17 protein-coding genes are annotated in these 16,975 nt (G+C 70.4%); 10 read left to right on the top strand and 7 right to left on the bottom strand.

Annotation, left to right across the window (positions count from 1 at the left end):
* Window positions 1-20: 20 nt before the first annotated feature.
* From OG223_RS12045 to OG223_RS12020, 6 genes are all read left to right on the top strand, one after another.
* Entirely contained in the window at window positions 21-656 is a 636-nt protein-coding gene (locus tag OG223_RS12045; protein ID WP_329246369.1) for a TetR/AcrR family transcriptional regulator, read from the top strand.
* A gap of 284 nt (window positions 657-940) precedes the next feature.
* A complete protein-coding gene (locus tag OG223_RS12040) occupies window positions 941-2,527 on the top strand; it encodes a sensor histidine kinase (protein ID WP_329246366.1) in 1,587 nt (528 codons plus the stop codon).
* Entirely contained in the window at window positions 2,524-2,931 is a 408-nt protein-coding gene (locus OG223_RS12035; RefSeq protein ID WP_019066134.1) for a roadblock/LC7 domain-containing protein, read from the top strand. The genes OG223_RS12040 and OG223_RS12035 overlap by 4 nt, the downstream gene beginning before the upstream one ends.
* The gene (locus OG223_RS12030) at window positions 2,928-3,353 is read left to right on the top strand and encodes a DUF742 domain-containing protein (protein ID WP_329246362.1); all 426 of its coding nucleotides are present in this window, start codon (window positions 2,928-2,930) and stop codon (window positions 3,351-3,353) included. Before OG223_RS12035 ends, OG223_RS12030 begins: the two co-directional genes overlap by 4 nt.
* A complete protein-coding gene (locus OG223_RS12025) occupies window positions 3,334-3,954 on the top strand; it encodes a GTP-binding protein (protein WP_200680124.1) in 621 nt (206 codons plus the stop codon). Before OG223_RS12030 ends, OG223_RS12025 begins: the two co-directional genes overlap by 20 nt.
* Window positions 3,955-4,006: 52 nt before the next feature.
* Window positions 4,007-5,491, top strand: a complete 1,485-nt coding sequence (locus OG223_RS12020; RefSeq protein WP_329246359.1) for a cytochrome P450 — start codon at window positions 4,007-4,009, stop codon at window positions 5,489-5,491.
* On the opposite strand, the gene OG223_RS12015 is transcribed toward OG223_RS12020, so the two are convergent.
* The 6 genes from OG223_RS12015 to OG223_RS11990 form a co-directional block, all read right to left on the bottom strand.
* Window positions 5,485-6,432: a pseudouridine synthase gene (locus OG223_RS12015; protein WP_329246356.1), complete on the bottom strand. Its 948-nt coding sequence runs from the start codon at window positions 6,430-6,432 to the stop codon at window positions 5,485-5,487. The genes OG223_RS12020 and OG223_RS12015 overlap by 7 nt on opposite strands.
* 36 nt (window positions 6,433-6,468) lie before the next feature.
* On the bottom strand, window positions 6,469-6,951 hold the full coding sequence (locus OG223_RS12010; RefSeq protein WP_329246353.1) for an excalibur calcium-binding domain-containing protein: 483 nt from the start codon (window positions 6,949-6,951) through the stop codon (window positions 6,469-6,471).
* Window positions 6,952-7,115: 164 nt separating this feature from the next.
* A complete protein-coding gene (locus OG223_RS12005; protein ID WP_329246352.1) occupies window positions 7,116-8,684 on the bottom strand; it encodes an amino acid permease in 1,569 nt (522 codons plus the stop codon).
* A gap of 224 nt (window positions 8,685-8,908) precedes the next feature.
* On the bottom strand, window positions 8,909-9,754 hold the full coding sequence (locus OG223_RS12000) for a siderophore-interacting protein (protein ID WP_329246349.1): 846 nt from the start codon (window positions 9,752-9,754) through the stop codon (window positions 8,909-8,911).
* 89 nt (window positions 9,755-9,843) lie between these two features.
* On the bottom strand, window positions 9,844-10,773 hold the full coding sequence (locus OG223_RS11995) for a 5'-3' exonuclease (protein WP_329265236.1): 930 nt from the start codon (window positions 10,771-10,773) through the stop codon (window positions 9,844-9,846).
* 21 nt (window positions 10,774-10,794) lie between these two features.
* Complete coding sequence (locus tag OG223_RS11990; protein ID WP_329246346.1) at window positions 10,795-11,163, bottom strand: hypothetical protein; 369 nt, start codon at window positions 11,161-11,163, stop codon at window positions 10,795-10,797.
* Window positions 11,164-11,360: 197 nt separating this feature from the next.
* Between OG223_RS11990 and OG223_RS11985 the strand changes: the two genes are divergently transcribed.
* From OG223_RS11985 to OG223_RS11970, 4 genes are all read left to right on the top strand, one after another.
* On the top strand, window positions 11,361-12,416 hold the full coding sequence (locus tag OG223_RS11985; protein WP_329246343.1) for a quaternary amine ABC transporter ATP-binding protein: 1,056 nt from the start codon (window positions 11,361-11,363) through the stop codon (window positions 12,414-12,416).
* The gene (locus tag OG223_RS11980) at window positions 12,409-14,232 is read left to right on the top strand and encodes an ABC transporter permease/substrate binding protein (protein WP_329246341.1); all 1,824 of its coding nucleotides are present in this window, start codon (window positions 12,409-12,411) and stop codon (window positions 14,230-14,232) included. The genes OG223_RS11985 and OG223_RS11980 overlap by 8 nt, the downstream gene beginning before the upstream one ends.
* Before the next feature lie 417 nt (window positions 14,233-14,649).
* Window positions 14,650-15,216: a helix-turn-helix domain-containing protein gene (locus tag OG223_RS11975; RefSeq protein WP_200688694.1), complete on the top strand. Its 567-nt coding sequence runs from the start codon at window positions 14,650-14,652 to the stop codon at window positions 15,214-15,216.
* Complete coding sequence (locus OG223_RS11970; protein WP_329246335.1) at window positions 15,216-15,935, top strand: helical backbone metal receptor; 720 nt, start codon at window positions 15,216-15,218, stop codon at window positions 15,933-15,935. Before OG223_RS11975 ends, OG223_RS11970 begins: the two co-directional genes overlap by 1 nt.
* Here OG223_RS11970 and OG223_RS11965 read toward each other — a convergent pair.
* Entirely contained in the window at window positions 15,862-16,971 is a 1,110-nt protein-coding gene (locus OG223_RS11965; protein ID WP_329246333.1) for a TDT family transporter, read from the bottom strand. The two genes, OG223_RS11970 and OG223_RS11965, sit on opposite strands and share 74 nt — an antisense overlap.
* Window positions 16,972-16,975 lie beyond the last annotated feature (4 nt).

The raw sequence follows: 16,975 nt of genomic DNA, 5'->3' as shown, positions 1-16,975 counted from the left end.
TGTGTGCGAGGATCGAACGCATGGGGACAACGGGTGCGCAGGGGGGCCGTCGGGTCGGCCGGCCGCGGGCCGATCAGCGGCCGGACAGCGGACTGTCCCCGCGTGACGAACTGCTGCGTGCCGCCGCCGAGTTGTTCACCACCCGCGGCTACGCGGCCACCACCACGCGGGCCGTCGCCGAGCGCGCGGGCATGCGGCAGGCGTCGATGTACCACTACGTCTCCGGCAAGGAGGAGCTGCTCGCGGACCTCCTGGAGTCCACGGTCACGCCCTCGCTGGCCTGTGCCCGGGAGCTGCTCGCGGACGACGCGACCCCGGCCGAGGGCCGGTTGTGGGAGCTGTGCCGTACCGACGTCGAGCTGCTGTGCGGCGGTTCGCACAACCTCGGCGGGCTCTATCTGCTGCCCGAGGTGCGCGCCGAACGCTTCGCCGGCTTCCATGCCGTACGCGCCGAACTCAAGGACGCCTACCGGCAGTTGCTCGCCGCGACGGCCGCCGGCGGGGCGCTCGCCAAGAGCGAGCTGGAGCTGCGCACGGATCTGGTGTTCGGGCTGATCGAGGGCGTCATTCTCGTCCATCGTTCCGACCCGGAGCGGCCCGTGTCCGCCTTCGCGGAGGCGACGGCCGACGCCGCGCTGCGGATCGCCGGAAGCTGAACCTCACCCGTTACGGTGAGTGACTTTCGCATGTCCATTTTTCGCTACGCAATGTGTTCGAATGGAAGCGGAGCGTGTAAATGGACTGAGGGTACTCCTCTCGCATGTCCCTTTTCAGGGCCTTGCCGAATATGACACAGCGGTGATCCGGTCGGACTAAGCTCGCCCGCAGCGCACCGAGTTGGGCTGTATTCGTGCGCTTGTTCCCAAACATGCCAAAAGATACAGAAGCTCCCCCCGGCTTCTCCCCGTCCCCCCAGCCGACCTGTCTTCAGAGGGCATACATGGTGAGTGTTCAATCGCCTCCCGGTGGCCGTGAACTTCCCTACGCGCGCGTGCTGTTGCCGCCTGCCATAGTGATGGCCGCGGCGACCGGGGCCGCCGTCGCCCTGGTGGCGGGGCCGGCCCGGATCGCCGTCGGCTGGTGCGGCGCCGTCGCCACACTCCTGGTGATCGTGACGGCGGCCGAAGCGGTACGCCGCGGACGCAACCTGCGGAACCTGCGCGCCGAGCACGACCGTCACACCGCGTATCTGGAACGGCGGATCGCCGACCAGAACCTGGAGACGGTCCGCCTCGGCAAGGAGATCCTGCCCGCCACGCTCTACCGGCTCAGCAGCGGAGAATCCCCCGGAGAGGTGATTCGCCAAGTCGTGGACGCCGATCCCGACTGGCGGCAACTTCCCGAGCCGCAGCGCGACTTGCTGAGGACCGTGCTCAACATCGTGCAGCGCGAGGAGAACATGCGTGACTCCGCGCAGCGTTCCTTCGTCAGCATCGCCCGCCGTGTGCAGGCCATCGTCCACCAACAGGCCAAGGAACTCCGGGAGATGGAGGAGGACCACGGCCGCAACCCCGAGGTCTTCGACGACCTCCTGCGCATCGACCACGGCACCGCGCTGATCGGCCGGCTCGCCGACTCCATCTCGGTGCTCGGCGGTGGCCGCCCCGGCCGCCAGTGGCCCGAACCGGTGCCGCTGTACAGCGTGTTGCGCGGCGCCATGTCCCGCATCCTGGAGTACCGGCGCATCGAGCTGCACTCCATCGCCAAGGTCAACATCCGCGGCATCTCCGTCGAGCCGGTCATCCACGCGGCGGCCGAACTCCTCGACAACGCCACCCGCTACTCGCCCCCGCAGACCAAGGTCCACGTCACCGCCGTAGAGGTGCAGACCGGCGTCGCCATCGAGATCGAGGACGGCGGCGTCAGCCTCAGCGAGGAGTCCCGGGCCCGCGCCGAGGGCATGCTGGAGCGCGCCAAGGCCGGCACCGACCTCCAGGACCTCGGCGAGAGCCCGCGCCTGGGCCTCCAGGTCGTCGGCCGGCTCTGCGCGACGTACAACATGCAGATCTCGCTGCGTGCCTCGGCCTACGGCGGCGTCCGCGCCGTCCTCATCGTGCCCAGCGAGATGCTCACCCCCGGCACCGCACCCGGACTCGCCCACGGCATCGGCGCCACCGCCATGCCCAAGGCCGAACTCGGCGCGGTCGACGGCCCCAAGCGCACGATCAAGCGGCGCCGCCCCACGAGCCCGCGCATCCCGGCCTCGGTGAGCATGGAGGACGAGGTTCCCGAGGTCACCGAGTGGACGGCGGGCGGCCTGCCGCAGCGCCGCAGCCGGGTCAAGGTCCCGCTCGCCCAGCGGTACGCCGAACAGGCCGCCGCCGAGCGCGCCGAGGCCGCCGCGCGGGAGGCCCGCTCCGCCTGGGGTACGCCCGAGCCCGAGCCGGAGAAGAAGGACGAACCCGAACCGGGCCTGTGGGTCGAGGCGTTCATGGAAGGCCTCAAGGGTGACCCGGACCCGACCGCTTTCACCCAGAAGACCGAGCCGGCCCGTGTCGAGGCCGACGACGAGGGGGACCTCAAGTGATCCAGCAGCGCGCCAACTTCGACTGGATGCTCAAGGATCTCGCCGACGGCGTGCCCGGCATCCAGCAGATCGTCGTGCTCTCCGCCGACGGGCTGCGCATCGCCCGCTACGGCGGCGACCCGGACGCCGCCGACCGCGTCGCCGCGGCCTGCGCCGGACTGCAGAGCCTGGCGGGCGCCGTCGCCTCCGAGATCCCGGGCAGCGACGGCCGGATGAAGATGGTCATCATCGAGATCAACGGCGGCTACTTCTATCTGATGGCCGCGGGCGCCAACGCCTATCTGGCCGTCCTGTCCGACGTGGTCGCCGAACCCGGCCTGATGAGCAACCGCATGCGCGACCTCGTCGTCAGAATCGGCGCCCACCTCACCAGCCCGCCGAGGCGCAACGGGCAGACCGTATGACTCCTCCGCAACGCCAGCGGCGACATCCCAAGGGAGAACCGCCGCCCGAGCCCGCGAAAAAACCGGGCGAGCCCGCCAGGAAACAGGGCGAAGGGAAGATCCCGGAGCGGCTGTACGTGCTCACCGGCGCGACCGAGGACGGCGACCGGGCCGAACTCGACCTGGTCACGCTGATCGTGGCGCGTTCCGACGCGCCGCAGTCGGCCACCCCCGAACAGGCGACGCTGCTCGGGCTCTGTATCGCCCCCCTGTCCGTGGCCGAGCTGTCGGCCTATCTCAACCTGCCGTACAGCGTGGTGACCGTCCTGCTCACCGAGCTGCTGACGGCCGAACTGGTCCAGGCGCGCGCCCCGATCGTCCGCCAGGCGCTCCCCGACCGTTCCCTCCTCGAAGCGGTGATGCATGGACTTCAAAAGCTCTGACACCATCACGGGTCCGCGGACCGAGGACCATCTCCCGCACACGGCCCAGGCCGCGGTGAAGATCGTGATCGTCGGCGGCTTCGGGGTCGGCAAGACGACCATGGTCGGTTCGGTCAGCGAGATCAGGCCGCTGACCACCGAGGAGACCATGACGCAGGCCGGCGTCGGCGTCGACGACAACTACGGCTCGGAGAGCAAGACGGCCACCACCGTCGCGATGGACTTTGGCCGCATCAGCATCACCGACCAACTGGTGCTGTACCTGTTCGGCACCCCGGGCCAGGAACGCTTCTGGTTCCTGTGGAACGGGCTGTTCGAGGGTGCCCTCGGCGCGGTGGTGCTGATCGACACCCGGCGCCTCGAAGTCAGCTTCGACGTCATAGGACGGCTGGAGGAGCGCGGGGTGCCGTTCGTGATCGCCGTCAACTCCTTCCCGGACGGCCCCCATTACCCCATCGAGGACCTGCGTACGGCGCTCGACCTGTCCCCGGACATCCCCATCATCGAATGCGACGCGCGCCGCCGCGCCTCCAGCCGGGACGTCCTGATGACCCTGATGCGCTTCCTGCACTCCCTCGCGATGACGGGCTCGCTGACCTGACCCGCCCAACTCCCCTGACACCGGATCCACTTCAGTATTCGGAGCGATCACTGTGACGCCTGAACCTCACTCCCCGACCGATACGGACGACACCAGGCTCGGTCCGCCACCCGGCTGCCCCGCACACGGCCAGGGGCCCGGGGGACTGCACCGGCTGTTCGGCCCCGAAGCGGCGGACCTGGGCGCCCTCTACGAGAAACTCCGTGCCGAACACGGCGCCGTGGCACCGGTGTTGCTCCACGACGACGTGCCGATCTGGGTCGTCCTGGGCCACACCGAGAACCTGCACATGGTGCGCACGCCCTCGCAGTTCAGCCGGGACAGTCGCATCTGGACGCCGCTGCGCGAGGGCATGGTCAAACCCGACCACCCGCTGATGCCGCACATCGCCTGGCAGCCCATCGCCTCGCACGCCGAGGGCGACGAACACCTGCGGCTGCGCGGCGCGGTGACCGGCGCCATGTCGACCATCGACCCGCGCGGCATCCGCCGGCACATCAACCGCTACACCCAGATCCTCGCCAACACCTTCTGCGAACAGGGGCACGCGGAACTCGTCGGCCAGTTCTGCGAGCACCTGCCGATGGCCGTGCTGTGCGAGATCCTCGGCATGGCCGACGAGTACAACGAGCAGATGGTGGAGGCGGCCCGCGACGCCCTCAAGGGCACCGCGACCGCGATCGTCAGCCACCAGTACGTCATGGACGCGCTGAGCCGGCTCACCGTGCTGCGCCGGGCCCAGCCCGCGGACGACTTCACCAGCCACCTCCTCGCCCACCCGGCGGGGCTCAGCGACGACGAGGTCCGCGAGCACCTGCGGCTGGTCCTCTTCGCCGCCTACGAGGCCACCACCAACCTCCTCGCCAACGCGCTGCGCATGGTCATCACCGACCCGCGCTTCCGCGCGCAGCTCAACGGCGGGCAGATGACGGTGCCGGAGGCGGTCGAGCAGTCCCTGTGGGACGAGCCGCCGTTCTCCACCGTGTTCGCCTACTTCGCCAAGCAGGACACGGAGTTGGGCGGCCAGCGCATCCGCAAGGGCGACGGCCTGCTCTTCGCACCGGCGCCGGGCAACGTGGACCCCCGCGTACGCCCCGACCTCAAGGCCAACATGATGGGCAACCGCTCCCACCTGGCCTTCGGCGGCGGCCCGCACGAGTGCCCCGGCCAGGACATCGGCCGCGCCATCGCCGACACCGGGGTGGACGCGCTGCTGATGCGGCTGCCGGACATCGAACTCGACTGCGACGAGGACGAGTTGAGCTGGACGGCGTCCATCGCCTCCCGTCATCTGGTGGAACTCCCGGTGCAGTTCGCCCCGAAGCCGAAGCAGGACGTGTCGGTCAAGCCCGGCCACGCGGCGGTCCCGCAACCCCGCCACACCTGGCACGTCGGCATGACGCCCGACCCGGACCCGACACCGGCGGCGGTTCCGGTGCCCGAGCCGACCGCTCCGCCCCAGCCGGTGGCGACGCCGGAGCCGGTGCACCAACTGGGCGCGTGGCAGCGGCTCTTGAGGTGGTGGCGGGGCTACTGAGTGGCCCAGTCGCCGTAGCAGGACCATGCTTCGAGCACCCGGCCGCTACGGAACCGGTGCTCGACGCCCGTGACCGGATCGGTGAACTCCAGTGCCCGCGCCAGCAGTTGGAGCGGCCGCCGGAAGTCGCCGTCCGGCACGGGGTCGGTCACCACGGGGTAGAGCGGGTCGCCGAGGATGGGCACGCCCAACGCGCTCATGTGGACGCGCAGTTGATGCGTCTGCCCGGTACTGGGCACCAGCCGGTACCGGGCGAGCCCGCCCCCCCGCTCCTCGACCAGCTCAACCCGGCTGACGGCGTTGACCTCCCCCTCGACCTGCCGGGCGGCCATCACCCCACGCTCCTTGAGAATCCGGGAACGCACGATGGTCGGAAGGGTGAGCCCGGAGTCGTACGGCGCGACGGCCTCGTACTCCTTCCGCACCCGCTTCTCCCGGAACAGCGCCTGGTACGCGCCCCGTTCCTCGGGCCGCACCGTGAACAGCACGAGCCCCGCGGTGAGCCGGTCGAGCCGGTGCGCGGCCCCCAGCGCCGGGATGCCCAACTCCCTGCGCAGCCGCGCGAGTGCCGTCTCGACGACGTGACTGCCGCGCGGGGTGGTGGCGAGGAAGTGCGGCTTGTCGGCGACGACGATGTGCTCGTCCCGGTACACGACCTCCACGGGAAAGGGCACCGGGACCTCACCGGGCAGCTCCCGGTGGAACCACACGAACATCCCGGCTTCGTACGACCTCCCGGCCACGGACTTCCCGTCCACCCCGACGATCAGCCCGTCGTCCACCATCTGATCGACGACGCCGTCACCCGCCCCCGAGAGCCGGTCCACCAGGTACTCACGCACGGTGGCCCAGGAATCCTCGGGGGGCAGGCGGACCCGCACTGGGTCTACCCCGTCGCGTTGGGGGAGGGGGGAGGGCGGGATACGGCGCTTTCGGGTCATTGGGGTCAAGGGTAGGTGGTGGGTGGGGCGCGGCAGTCACCCGTTGTACGGCTCGCAGGCGACGCCGTCTCCGTCCCGGTCCAGCTCGGACCGGTACCCGGGGTCGCCTCGGTGAAGCGGCGCGGCGCCTGCGGCCCGGGCGGCGTCGCAGTCCTTGTAGTACGCGTATCCGGTGTCCGTGGACGCGGCCGGTTTCGCCGGCTCGACGGAGTGTTTGGTCGGCTTCGACGGTTCGGTCGTGTGCTCGGCCGGTACGGTCTCTTCGATCGTCCTGGTGGAGGTGACGGTCGGCCCGGTCGTCACCTTCGTCTCCGTCTCCGTCACGGTGACCGAGGGCGACGGCTTGGACGAGGACGACGGATTCGTGACGACGGAGACCACCACGATCACCGTGAACGCGCCGATGACGTACAGCCACCACGGCACTCGGCGCCATGGATTGCGCTCCGGCGGCGGCTGGTCAGGGCCGCCGTGTGACGTAGTTCTATTGCTCCACCCGCGCTGCTGCGAACTGTCCATGGCCGCCTCCGGGTTCCCCATTCAGGGGAGCACCACCACGGCTTTTCCGCGCGCCGAGGAAGCCGTGGAGAGTCGGGGCTCTGCGGCGAGCCGGGGTCGGCCCGGGGGCGGAGAGGGGCGCGGCGGGCCCGTGGGGCGAGGAAGCGCCGGCCCCTCTCCGTTAGCTACCGAGTCGGCTCCGGCAGGGCCTCCGCAGCAGCCGGTTCCTGAGCCGTGTCACCCCGTCCTGCCCGTACCGCCCGGTACCCGAGTCCGACCCCCACCGTCACCACCAGGAACAACACCGTGAACCACTGGAAGTACCAGTGCCCGCCCGCCGGGTCGTACACCGCGGCCCGGGGCCACGCCAGGTTGACCGTCATCACGAGGCCGTAGACGAGCGCCAGCGCGTTGACCGGGACGCCCCAGCGGCCCAGGGAGAACAGGGGTGCGCCCGTCTCGTCCGTGCCGGCCACCTCGAACTCGCCGCGCAGGCGGCGGAGCAGGAGGGGGCCCGTGACCATCGCGTACGCCAGGTACAGCATCACGATGCAGGTGGTGCCGATGGCGAGGAACGCGTCCGGGGAGGCGAAGTTGAGGAGGAGCAGGGCGGCCGCGAGGACGCCCACGACGATGGCGGGGGCGCTGGGCATGCCCGTGCGGGGGTTGACCTTGGACAGGCGGGCGGAGAAGGGGAGTTGGGTGTCCCGGGCCATCGAGAAGAGCATGCGGCAGGCTGCCGTCTGGATGGCCAGAGTTGCTACCGCTATCGCCACCACCACGTCCGCCAGCAGGGCCTTGCCGACGCCGTCGCCGAGGCTGCTCGTCAGGACGTAGCTGAGGCCGTCGACGCCCAGGTGGCCGTCGGTCATGCTGGGTGCGGCGAGCAGGCCGCCGAGGATGATCAGGCCGCCGAGCAGGCCCGCCGCGCTGAGCGCGGTGAGGATCGTGCGGGGCGCGGTGCGGCGCGGGTTGTGGGTCTCCTCGCTCATCTCGCCGGCGCTGTCGAAGCCGATCATCACGTACGCCGCCGTGAACGAGCCCACCAGCAGTGCGCCGAGCAGGCCGCCCTCCAGGCTGCCGGTCGTGTGGAAGGTGATGCTCGGGGTGCGCTTGGAGTGGGTCAGGAGGAGGACGACGATCAGGATCGCGCCGATGATCTCGGCGGTCACCCCGACCCGGTTGATCACGGACATCACGCGGTTGTCGAGGATGTTCACCAGCGTCGTCAGGACCAGCAGGATCACGCCGAGGACCGCCGCGTTGGCCGCGCCGTCCGGTGAGGTGGGCGCCGGGTCGCTGCCGACCAGTTGGAAGCCCGACCAGATCGCCGGCAGGACCATCTGGAGGGCCAGTGCTGCCGCGGCCACGACCACGATCTGGCCGATCACCATGATCCAGCCCGCGAACCAGCCGAACGTCGCGTTCGAGAGGCGGGAGGACCACTGGTAGATCGCGCCCGAGATCGGGTAGCGCGCGGCCAGTTCCGCGAAGCACGCGGCCACCAGCAACTGGCCGACCAGTACCACCGGCCAGGCCCAGAAGAAGACGGCGCCGCCGAACGCGTACCCGAAGGCGAAGAACTGGAAGACGGTCGTCAGTACGGAGATGAAGGAGAACCCGGCCGCGAACGACGCGTACCGGCCGAGGCTGCGGTGCAGCTCCTGACGGTAGCCGAACTCCTCGAGGGAGCTGTCGTCGGCGGAGGAGTGGGGCGGGTCGGGGCGTAGGTCGGAGGGGGCTGTGGTGGTCACGGCGGCACCTGCCTTCGGCGCGAATTCCTGTCGGGTGACAGAAATTAGGGAGGTGCTGTTTCGGCCGCGTCACGCCACCGTGTCTGTGACGGGCCTAAGTCCTCACGCCCCCGGGGCCGTTCCGGCCGCATCGGCGCCCGGCGCATGACGAAGGGGCGGTGCTCGCATGACGAAGGGGCGGTGCCCCGAAGGCGCCGCCCCTGTTCCCAGCCCGCTCCCGGGCGCTACGCAGCCGCCGTAGCGCCCTCCTGCTCCGCTTCGATCTTCGCGTTCCACTCCCGCTTCGACGCCTGCCAGCCGTCCTCGTTGTGGCCCAGCCGCCAGTACCCGGAGATCGACAGGTCCTCGCGCGGGATCTCCAACTCGACCCGCAGCAGGGCGCGCAGGTCTTTCACGAAGGCAGCCTCGCCGTGCACGAACGCGTGCAGCCGGCCCTCCGGGAACTCCAGTGCCCGTACGGCCTCGGCGAGCGCCTCGCCGACGGGACGGTCGCCGCGGTGCAGCCAGACGACCTCGATGTCGGAGTCGATCTTCTGCTCCTCCTCCGGGCCGGAGATCTCCACGAAGGCGTGTGCCGTGGCGCCCTCGGGCAGCGACTCCAGGGCGCGGGCGATCGCCGGCAGCGCGCTCTCGTCCCCGGCGAGCAGATGCCAGTCGGCGCCCGCGTCGGGGGCGTAGGCACCGCCGGGGCCCATGAAGTGGACGGTCTCGCCCGGCTGGACCCGGGTCGCCCACGGCCCGGCGAGGCCCTCGTCGCCGTGGATCACGAAGTCCAGGGTCATCTCGAGGTGCTCGGAGTCCCAGGCGCGCACGGTGTAGGTGCGGGTCACCGGCCACTGCTCGCGCGGGAACTCCGCGCGGATGCGCTCCATGTCGAAGGGCTCGGGGTAGGTGGCGCCCCCGGCCGGGAACAGCAGTTTCACGTAGTGGTCGGTGCAGGTGTCCGCCGCGAACTCGGCCAGACCCTCGCCACCGAGCACCACGCGCTGCATGTGGGGAGTCAGGCGTTCGGTGCGGACGACCTGCGCGGAGTGGGGCTTACGCGGCTTCCGTGCCGGACGTTCTGCCATGACGGCCTCCCAGATTCCCATGCTTAGGCTTACCTAAGCTAGCACTACATTCTCTGTGAAAGGCAAGAAAGAAAGGGCAAGAACAATGCTTACGCGCCCAGCGTGGTGAGCAGTCGCTGCAATGATCCGCCCAGCCCCCAGCGCTCCGCCAGTGCGCCCACCAGCTCCGGATCACGCGGGGCGTGCGGCAGTGCCGGGTCGACGTCGGGCAGCGGTACGTCGTCGGCGACCCGTACGACCTTGGGCGCGACCGCGACATACGGCCGCGCCTCGTCGAGACGCTTGCGCTGCGAGGGAGTCAGCTTGGACTTGGGGTCGTCGATCGCGGCCATGATCCCGGGCACGTCACCGAACTCGGCGAGCAGTTTCGCCGCCGTCTTCTCGCCGATGCCCGGCACCCCCGGCAGACCGTCGCTGGGGTCGCCGCGCAGCAGCGCCAGATCCACGTAGCCGCGCCCGTCGACGCCGTACTTCTCGCGCAGGAACGCCTCGTCGGTGACTTGGAGCGTGCCGACGCCCTTGATCGGATACAGCACGCGGACGCCACGGGCGTCGTCGACGAGCTGGTACAGGTCGCGGTCGCCGGTGACGATGTCCACCGGGCCCTTGGCGTGCGCGGTGAACGTGCCGATCACGTCGTCCGCCTCGTACGGCTCGACGCCCACGCGCGCGATGCCGACCGCGTCGAGAACCGCCTCGATGATCGGCACCTGCGGGGAGAGCGTGTCCGGCACCTCCTCCGCGTCCGGGCCGCTCTCGCGCACCTCGGCGACGCGGTGCGCCTTGTAGGTGGGGATCAGGTCGACCCGCCACTGCGGCCGCCAGTCCGCGTCCATGCACGCCACCAACTGGTCCGGACGATGGTCCTTCACCAGCCGGTCGATGAACTCGAGCAGCCCGCGCACGGCGTTCACCGGCGTCCCGTCCGGCGCCTTCACGGACTCCGGGACGCCGAAGTAGGCGCGGAAGTAGAGCGAGGCGGTGTCGAGAAGCATCAGTCGTCCGGTCACGTCACGCATCATGCCGCACGACGCCCGCGGTCACGTACTGGCACGGGCCGGCAGTGTCAACAGCCATGTCCAGCGCGGACGTTCCGCGACCAGGGTGGCGACGGCGAGCACGGACACCGGGACGGCGGCCCACAGCGGCATGATCCACCAGGCGGCGACCAGGGCGCCCGCGATCTGGAGCAGCACGAGGAGGATCGTCACCCACCCCGGGACGGCGACGAGCACGTGCGCCTTGTCACCCGGAGTGGTGAAGACGCTCGGCAGCCCGATCAGCACCACCAGCGACAGCACGGCCAGCGGCCACGAGTGCCCGGAGAGGGCCCAGGGCACACCGATCCAGGCGACGAGCTCCGTACTGAAGCGCAATGCCGACGGCACACGGTCGTCCGGTCGTTCCACGGCGTCCCCCCACGGTCCCCGACAGCCACGTCCCCGGTGATCCTACGGCGCGAGTGACCTGGCCCACTCCGTGTTTGCGTCGGTGAAGCGAGGGCAGGCGCGGCCTCGGAGCGGTGCCGGTTGCACATTCAACTGCCGAGGGGCCTTCAGGCCCGTCGCCCCCGCCACCATGTCCTGCCCCCGATCGAGAGGTACGCGTGTCAGCCAGGCTAGAAGCCGAACACCTGCACAAGGTGTTCGGCAGACGACCCGACCAGGCAGTCGAACGGCTCCGCGCAGGAGCCGACCGGGAGGAACTGCGCGCCGAGGGCACCACCGCCGCCGTGATCGACGCCTCCTTCTCCGTCGCACCGGGCCAGATCTTCGTCGTCATGGGCCTGTCCGGCTCCGGCAAGTCCACCCTCCTGCGGATGCTCAACGGACTCCTTGAGCCCACCGCGGGCCGCGTCCTCTTCGACGGCCAGGACCTGACCGCGCTCGGCGACCGCGAGCTGCGCGCGGTCCGCGCCCGCAAGATCAGCATGGTCTTCCAGCACTTCGCGCTCTTCCCGCACCGCAGCGTCCGCGAGAACGCCGCCTACGGACTGGCCGTGCAGGGCGTGCCCCGCGCCGAGCGCGAGGCCCGCGCCGACGAGGCGCTCGCCCTGTGCGGTCTGGCCGGCTGGGAGGACTCCTGGCCCGACGAGCTGTCCGGCGGTATGCAGCAACGCGTGGGCCTGGCAAGGGCGTTGGCGACCGACGCCGATCTGCTCCTCATGGACGAGTCGTTCAGCGCGCTCGACCCGCTGATCCGGCGGGACATGCAGGACAAACTCCTGGAACTCCAGAAGTCGTTGAAGAAGACCATCGTCTTCATCACCCACGACCTCAACGAGGCCATGCGCCTCGGCGACCGCATCGCCGTCATGCGCGACGGCCGCATCGTCCAGACCGGCACCGCCGAGGACATCCTGCTCCGCCCCGCGAACGACTACGTCGCCTCCTTCATCCAGGACGTCGACCGCTCCCGGGTACTGACCGCGAGCTCCGTCATGGACACCGGCGTCGACGGCCACGAGGCCGACTGCGACTGCGCGACCGCCACCCCGGACATGCCCTTCACCGACCTGTGCGCCCTCAGCGCCCGCCTCACCCACCCGGTCGCGGTGCTCGACGCGGCCGACGAGGTCGTGGGAGTCGTACCGCAGGCACGCCTCGTCGCGTTCCTCGGTGGCGAGCCCACGGAGCAGGAGAAGGTGAGCGCCCGTGCCTAGGCTCCCGCTCGGCGACTGGGTCGACTCCGGTGTCGACTGGCTCCTCGCCCACATGTCCTGGCTCTTCGACGCGATCAAGACGGTCGTCGAGGGCATGTACGACGGCATCAACGCGGTCCTCACCGCCCCCGAACCCCTGCTCCTCGCGGGCATCCTCGCGGTGATCGCCTGGTGGCTGCGCGGACTGGCCGCGGGTGTCCTGGCCTTCGCCGGGTTCCTGCTGATCGACTCGCTCGACCTGTGGGACCGGGCCATGTCGACCCTGGCCCTGGTGCTCGTGGCGACCGTCATCGCCCTGGTGATCTCGATTCCGCTGGGCATCTGGGCGGCCCGCTCCCGGACGGTCAGCGCGGTCGTACGGCCCGCTCTCGACCTGCTCCAGACGATGCCGTCGATGGTGCTGCTGATCCCGGCGATCCTCTTCTTCGGGCTCGGCACCTCCGCCGGCGTCATCGCCACCCTGATCTTCGCGCTCGCCCCCGGCGTCCGCATGACCGAGCTGGGTATCCGCCAGGTCGACGCCGAACTCGTCGAAGCCGCCGAGGCGTTCGGCACCTCACCGCGCGACACGCTCCTGCGCGTCCAACTGCCGCTCGCCCTCCCGACGATCATGGCGGGCGTCAACCAGGTCATCATGCTGGGCCTGTCGATGGTCGTCATCGCCGGCATGGTCGGCACCGGCGGCCTCGGCGGCGCCGTCAACGAGGCCATCGGCCAGCTCGACATCGGCTTCGGCTTCGAGGCGGGCGTCGGCATCGTCGTCCTCGCGATCTACCTCGACCGGATGACCGGCGCGCTCGGCACCCAGATCTCCCCGCTCGGTCGCAGGGCCGCCGCCAAGGCCCGCGCGGCGGGTGGCGCCAAGCCCTGGAACTACCGCCCCCGCCCGGCCTTCGCCGTGATCGGCGTGGTCGTCCTCGCACTGGTGGCCGGCGGCCTGGGCGTCTTCGGCCCCTCCGCAGGCACGAAGGCGACCTCCGCGACGGACGTCGGCAAGGGCAAGAACATCACCATTGGCTACATCCCCTGGGACGAGGGCATCGCCTCCACCTTCCTCTGGAAGGAGATCCTGGAGGAACGCGGCTACAAGGTGACGACCACCCAGTACGCGGCGGGCCCGCTCTACACCGGCCTCGCCACCGGCCAGGTCGACTTCCAGACCGACTCCTGGCTGCCCACCACGCACGCCGAGTACTGGAAGAAGTACGGCAAGCAACTCGACGACATCGGCAGTTGGTACGGCTCCACGTCCTTGGAGCTGACCGTCCCGGCGTACATGAAGGACGTCAACACCCTGGCGGACCTCAAGACCCACGCCTCCGAGTTCGGCGGCAAGATCACCGGCATCGAACCGAGCGCCGGAATGATGGGCCTCCTCAAGACCAAGGTCCTCAAGGAGTACGGCCTCCAGGGCTCCTACGACGTCGTGGACGGCTCCACTCCGGCGATGCTGGCCGAGCTGAAGCGGGCGTACGCCAAGAAGCAGCCGATCGTCGTCACGCTCTGGTCGCCGCACTGGGCGTACAGCGACTACAAGCTGAAGAAGCTCACCGACCCGAAGAACGCCTGGGGCAAGGGCGACGGCGTGCACACCGTGGCGCGCAAGGGCTTCGCCGCCGACAACCCCGACGTCGGCACGTGGCTGAAGGACTTCGGGATGACCGAGTCCCAGCTCACCGGTCTGGAGGCGCAGATCCAGAAGTCCGGCAAGGGCGAGGAGCAGGCCGCCGTCCGCACCTGGCTGAAGCAACACCCGGGCCTGGTCGACCAGTTGGCCCCGGTCACGAAGAACCAGAAGAGCCAGGCGGCCGGGTGACCTGACAGTCCCGCAGCCGCCGCCCCAGAGGTGGGCTCCGCCGCACGTTCCCCCCTTCGTGCGGCGGGGCCCACCTTTTTCTGCCCCGATCAGGTACGAAAAGGATCCGGCCAACCACATAGCGCTACGAAGCCCCGCAATCAGGCCCCGGGATTGAGCGGGAACACAGGCGGCCGCGTACGCATTGAAGAGTAGAGACGAACTCTCGTACCGATCGAGGGTCGGCGGCCCCTCGCGCACTGGCCAGAATTGTGAGGTCCGATCGCACGCTGTGTGACGTGGATGTGACAGGCGCATGAAACGGTTTGCCGAACATGCGTAGGGTGCAGACAACTCATCAGGGGCAGTCTCGGAAATCAGTCAGAGACAGTCCCGGAAGCAGCTTCAGACCGACGAGCGAAGGAGGGAGCCGGAGCGATGGGCGACCACAAAGAACAGCCCCTTCGGGTGGGTGCGGCCGTACGGCGACGCCGTCGCGCGCTGTCTCTGACCCTCGCCGTCGTGGCCGAACGCAGCGGCCTGTCGGTGCCCTTCCTGAGCCAGGTCGAGAACGACAGGGCCCGCCCCAGCCGAAGCTCCCTGGAGAAGGTGGCCGACGCCCTGCGCACCACGGCCGTCGAACTCCTCGCCGCCGCCGACCCCGCGTGCAGCGTCGACGTCGTACGCGCGGAGGAACCCGAGTCGGTCGGCACACCCCGGATGCGTTCCCTGGTCCGGGGCCATCATCAACTGCACGCCTCGGAGTTCACCGGTGACCACGACGCGGGACGTGAATTCCAGCACCGCAACGACGAGTTGATGTACGTCGCGGAGGGCGCCGTCGAGATCGAGGCGGAGGGGCGGGCGTACCGCCTCGTGCGCGGCGACACGATGTACCTCACCGGAGGCGTCCGGCACCGCTGGCGCGCGACCGTGCCGGACACCCGGGTGGTCGTGGTCGCGGTGGCCGAGCACATCGAGGCGGTCCAGGACCGCCAGCGCTGATGCGCGTGGTCTCCCTGGTGCCGTCGCTCACGGAGGCGATCGCCGTATCGGCGCCGGGAGTTCTGGTCGGTGCGACGGACTGGTGCAGCCATCCGCCGGACCTCGACGTCACCCGCGTCGGCGGCACCAAGAACCCGAAGCTCGACCCGGTCCTCGCCCTCGCCCCCGACCTGGTGATCGCCAACGAGGAGGAGAACCGCGAGCCGGACCTGACGGCCCTGCGGGAGGCGGGCGTCGAGGTCCTGGTCACCGAAGTGCGTGACGTCCCACAGGCGTTCCGCGAACTGGCCCGGGTGCTCGCCGCGTGCGGAGCCTCGCCACGACCCCGCTGGCTGGACGAAGCCGAGCGGGCGTGGGCACAACTCCCGGCCCCCGAAAACCGGTTGACCGCCGTCGTGCCCGTCTGGCGGCGGCCCTGGATGGTGCTGGGCCGGGACACCTTCGCGGGCGACGTGCTGTCCCGGCTGGGCGTGGACAACGCGTACGCGGCGCACGCCGAGCGCTATCCGCGCGCCTCGGTCGGCGAACTGCGGGCGGTGGCCCCGGACTTGGTGGTCCTCCCGGACGAGCCCTACCGCTTCACGGCCGAGGACGGCCCGGAGGCCTTCGCGGGGCTGCCGTGCGCGCTCGTCGGCGGCAGGCATCTCACGTGGTACGGGCCGTCACTGGCCGAAGCGCCACGGGTGCTGGGCGCGGCCCTGCGAGCAGCGCACCGCTGACCAGACCGCGCGCCGTGTGCACGGCTGCGGTGGCCCAGGCGGCGACCAGCACGCCGTAGAGGAGGATCGCGAGCCCGTCGTAGGCGGCGAGGCCGGTGTGGCGGGACAGGGACTCGGCGCCGGTGACGCAGGTGCCGACCGGGAAGGTGAACGCCCACCAGGTCATCGTGAATCCCATGCCCCGGCGCCGGGCGCGGACGACGTGCGCGGTGGCGAGGCCGAACCAGAGCAGGGCGAAGCCCATGACGGGGACGCCGTAGAGGACGGTGAGGAGGGTGAAGCCCTGGGCGTACGCGGTCGGTACGACGCCGGGGGCGAAGTCCGCGAACTTGCCGACGGCGGTGGTGGACTGACCCAGCGGACCCAGGACCAGGAACAGCGTCGGGGTGAGCGCGAGGGGCAGCGGGCCGCCGGCGACGAGGCGGGCGAAGACCAGCGGCAGCATGAGGAGTGTGGCGAGCAGGCTCAGTCCGAACATCGCGAAGCACGCGAGGAGCAGGGTCTCGCGGGCCTGCCCGGCCGGCAGATGGGGCACGAGGAGCGGGCCGAGCGCGGCGGACACCATCGGCGCGACGACGGGCAGCAGCCACACGGGGGTCGCCTGGGAAGGGTGCACGTGATGTCGTACGGCCATCAGGTACGGGACGGCCACGGCCGCCGTGAGCCCGACGGCCGTACCGGTCCCGAACAGCACGGCGTCGAGGACGACCGCCGCCCGCAGCCCGATCCAGTCCTGGCCGACGACCAGGGTCGCGCCGCCCACGGTCAGCAGGGCCATCGCGAGGCAGCCGTAGAACGGGGCCGTCGCGGGGTCGTGGAGGTGGGCGCGGGCCTGGTCGCGGTGGTGGGTCCAGTGCAGGATGCGGGCGGCGAGCAGGGTCAGGAGCATCGCCAGGGAGAGGGCCCAGACGGCGGTGCAGGCCGTGCGCAGTCCGGGGAGGTGGCCGGGGAGCCCGGCGCCGGCCGTGGCGACGACGGCGGTGCCCATGACGGAGGCGTACCAGTTGGGGCCGAGATGACGAACTGCGGTGACCATGTCT

The organism is Streptomyces sp. NBC_01478, assembly GCF_036227225.1.
GTDB lineage: Bacteria > Actinomycetota > Actinomycetes > Streptomycetales > Streptomycetaceae > Streptomyces.
The sequence above is the reverse complement of the archived record's forward strand: the minus strand, read 5'-3'. Positions and strand labels throughout refer to the sequence as shown.

Excerpts from the sequence above, each read along its gene's own strand:
- OG223_RS12000 (WP_329246349.1), bottom strand. The coding sequence starts at position 9,754 with ATGGCAGAACGTCCGGCACGGAAGCCGCGTAAGCCCCACTCCGCGCAG.
- OG223_RS12015 (WP_329246356.1), bottom strand. The coding sequence starts at position 6,432 with ATGACCCGAAAGCGCCGTATCCCGCCCTCCCCCCTCCCCCAACGCGAC.
- OG223_RS11975 (WP_200688694.1), top strand. The coding sequence starts at position 14,650 with ATGGGCGACCACAAAGAACAGCCCCTTCGGGTGGGTGCGGCCGTACGG.
- OG223_RS11965 (WP_329246333.1), bottom strand. The coding sequence starts at position 16,971 with ATGGTCACCGCAGTTCGTCATCTCGGCCCCAACTGGTACGCCTCCGTC.
- OG223_RS12045 (WP_329246369.1), top strand. The coding sequence starts at position 21 with ATGGGGACAACGGGTGCGCAGGGGGGCCGTCGGGTCGGCCGGCCGCGG.
- OG223_RS12040 (WP_329246366.1), top strand. The coding sequence starts at position 941 with ATGGTGAGTGTTCAATCGCCTCCCGGTGGCCGTGAACTTCCCTACGCG.
- OG223_RS12025 (WP_200680124.1), top strand. The coding sequence starts at position 3,334 with ATGGACTTCAAAAGCTCTGACACCATCACGGGTCCGCGGACCGAGGAC.
- OG223_RS11970 (WP_329246335.1), top strand. The coding sequence starts at position 15,216 with ATGCGCGTGGTCTCCCTGGTGCCGTCGCTCACGGAGGCGATCGCCGTA.
- OG223_RS12010 (WP_329246353.1), bottom strand. The coding sequence starts at position 6,951 with ATGGACAGTTCGCAGCAGCGCGGGTGGAGCAATAGAACTACGTCACAC.
- OG223_RS11995 (WP_329265236.1), bottom strand. The coding sequence starts at position 10,773 with ATGCGTGACGTGACCGGACGACTGATGCTTCTCGACACCGCCTCGCTC.
- OG223_RS12030 (WP_329246362.1), top strand. The coding sequence starts at position 2,928 with ATGACTCCTCCGCAACGCCAGCGGCGACATCCCAAGGGAGAACCGCCG.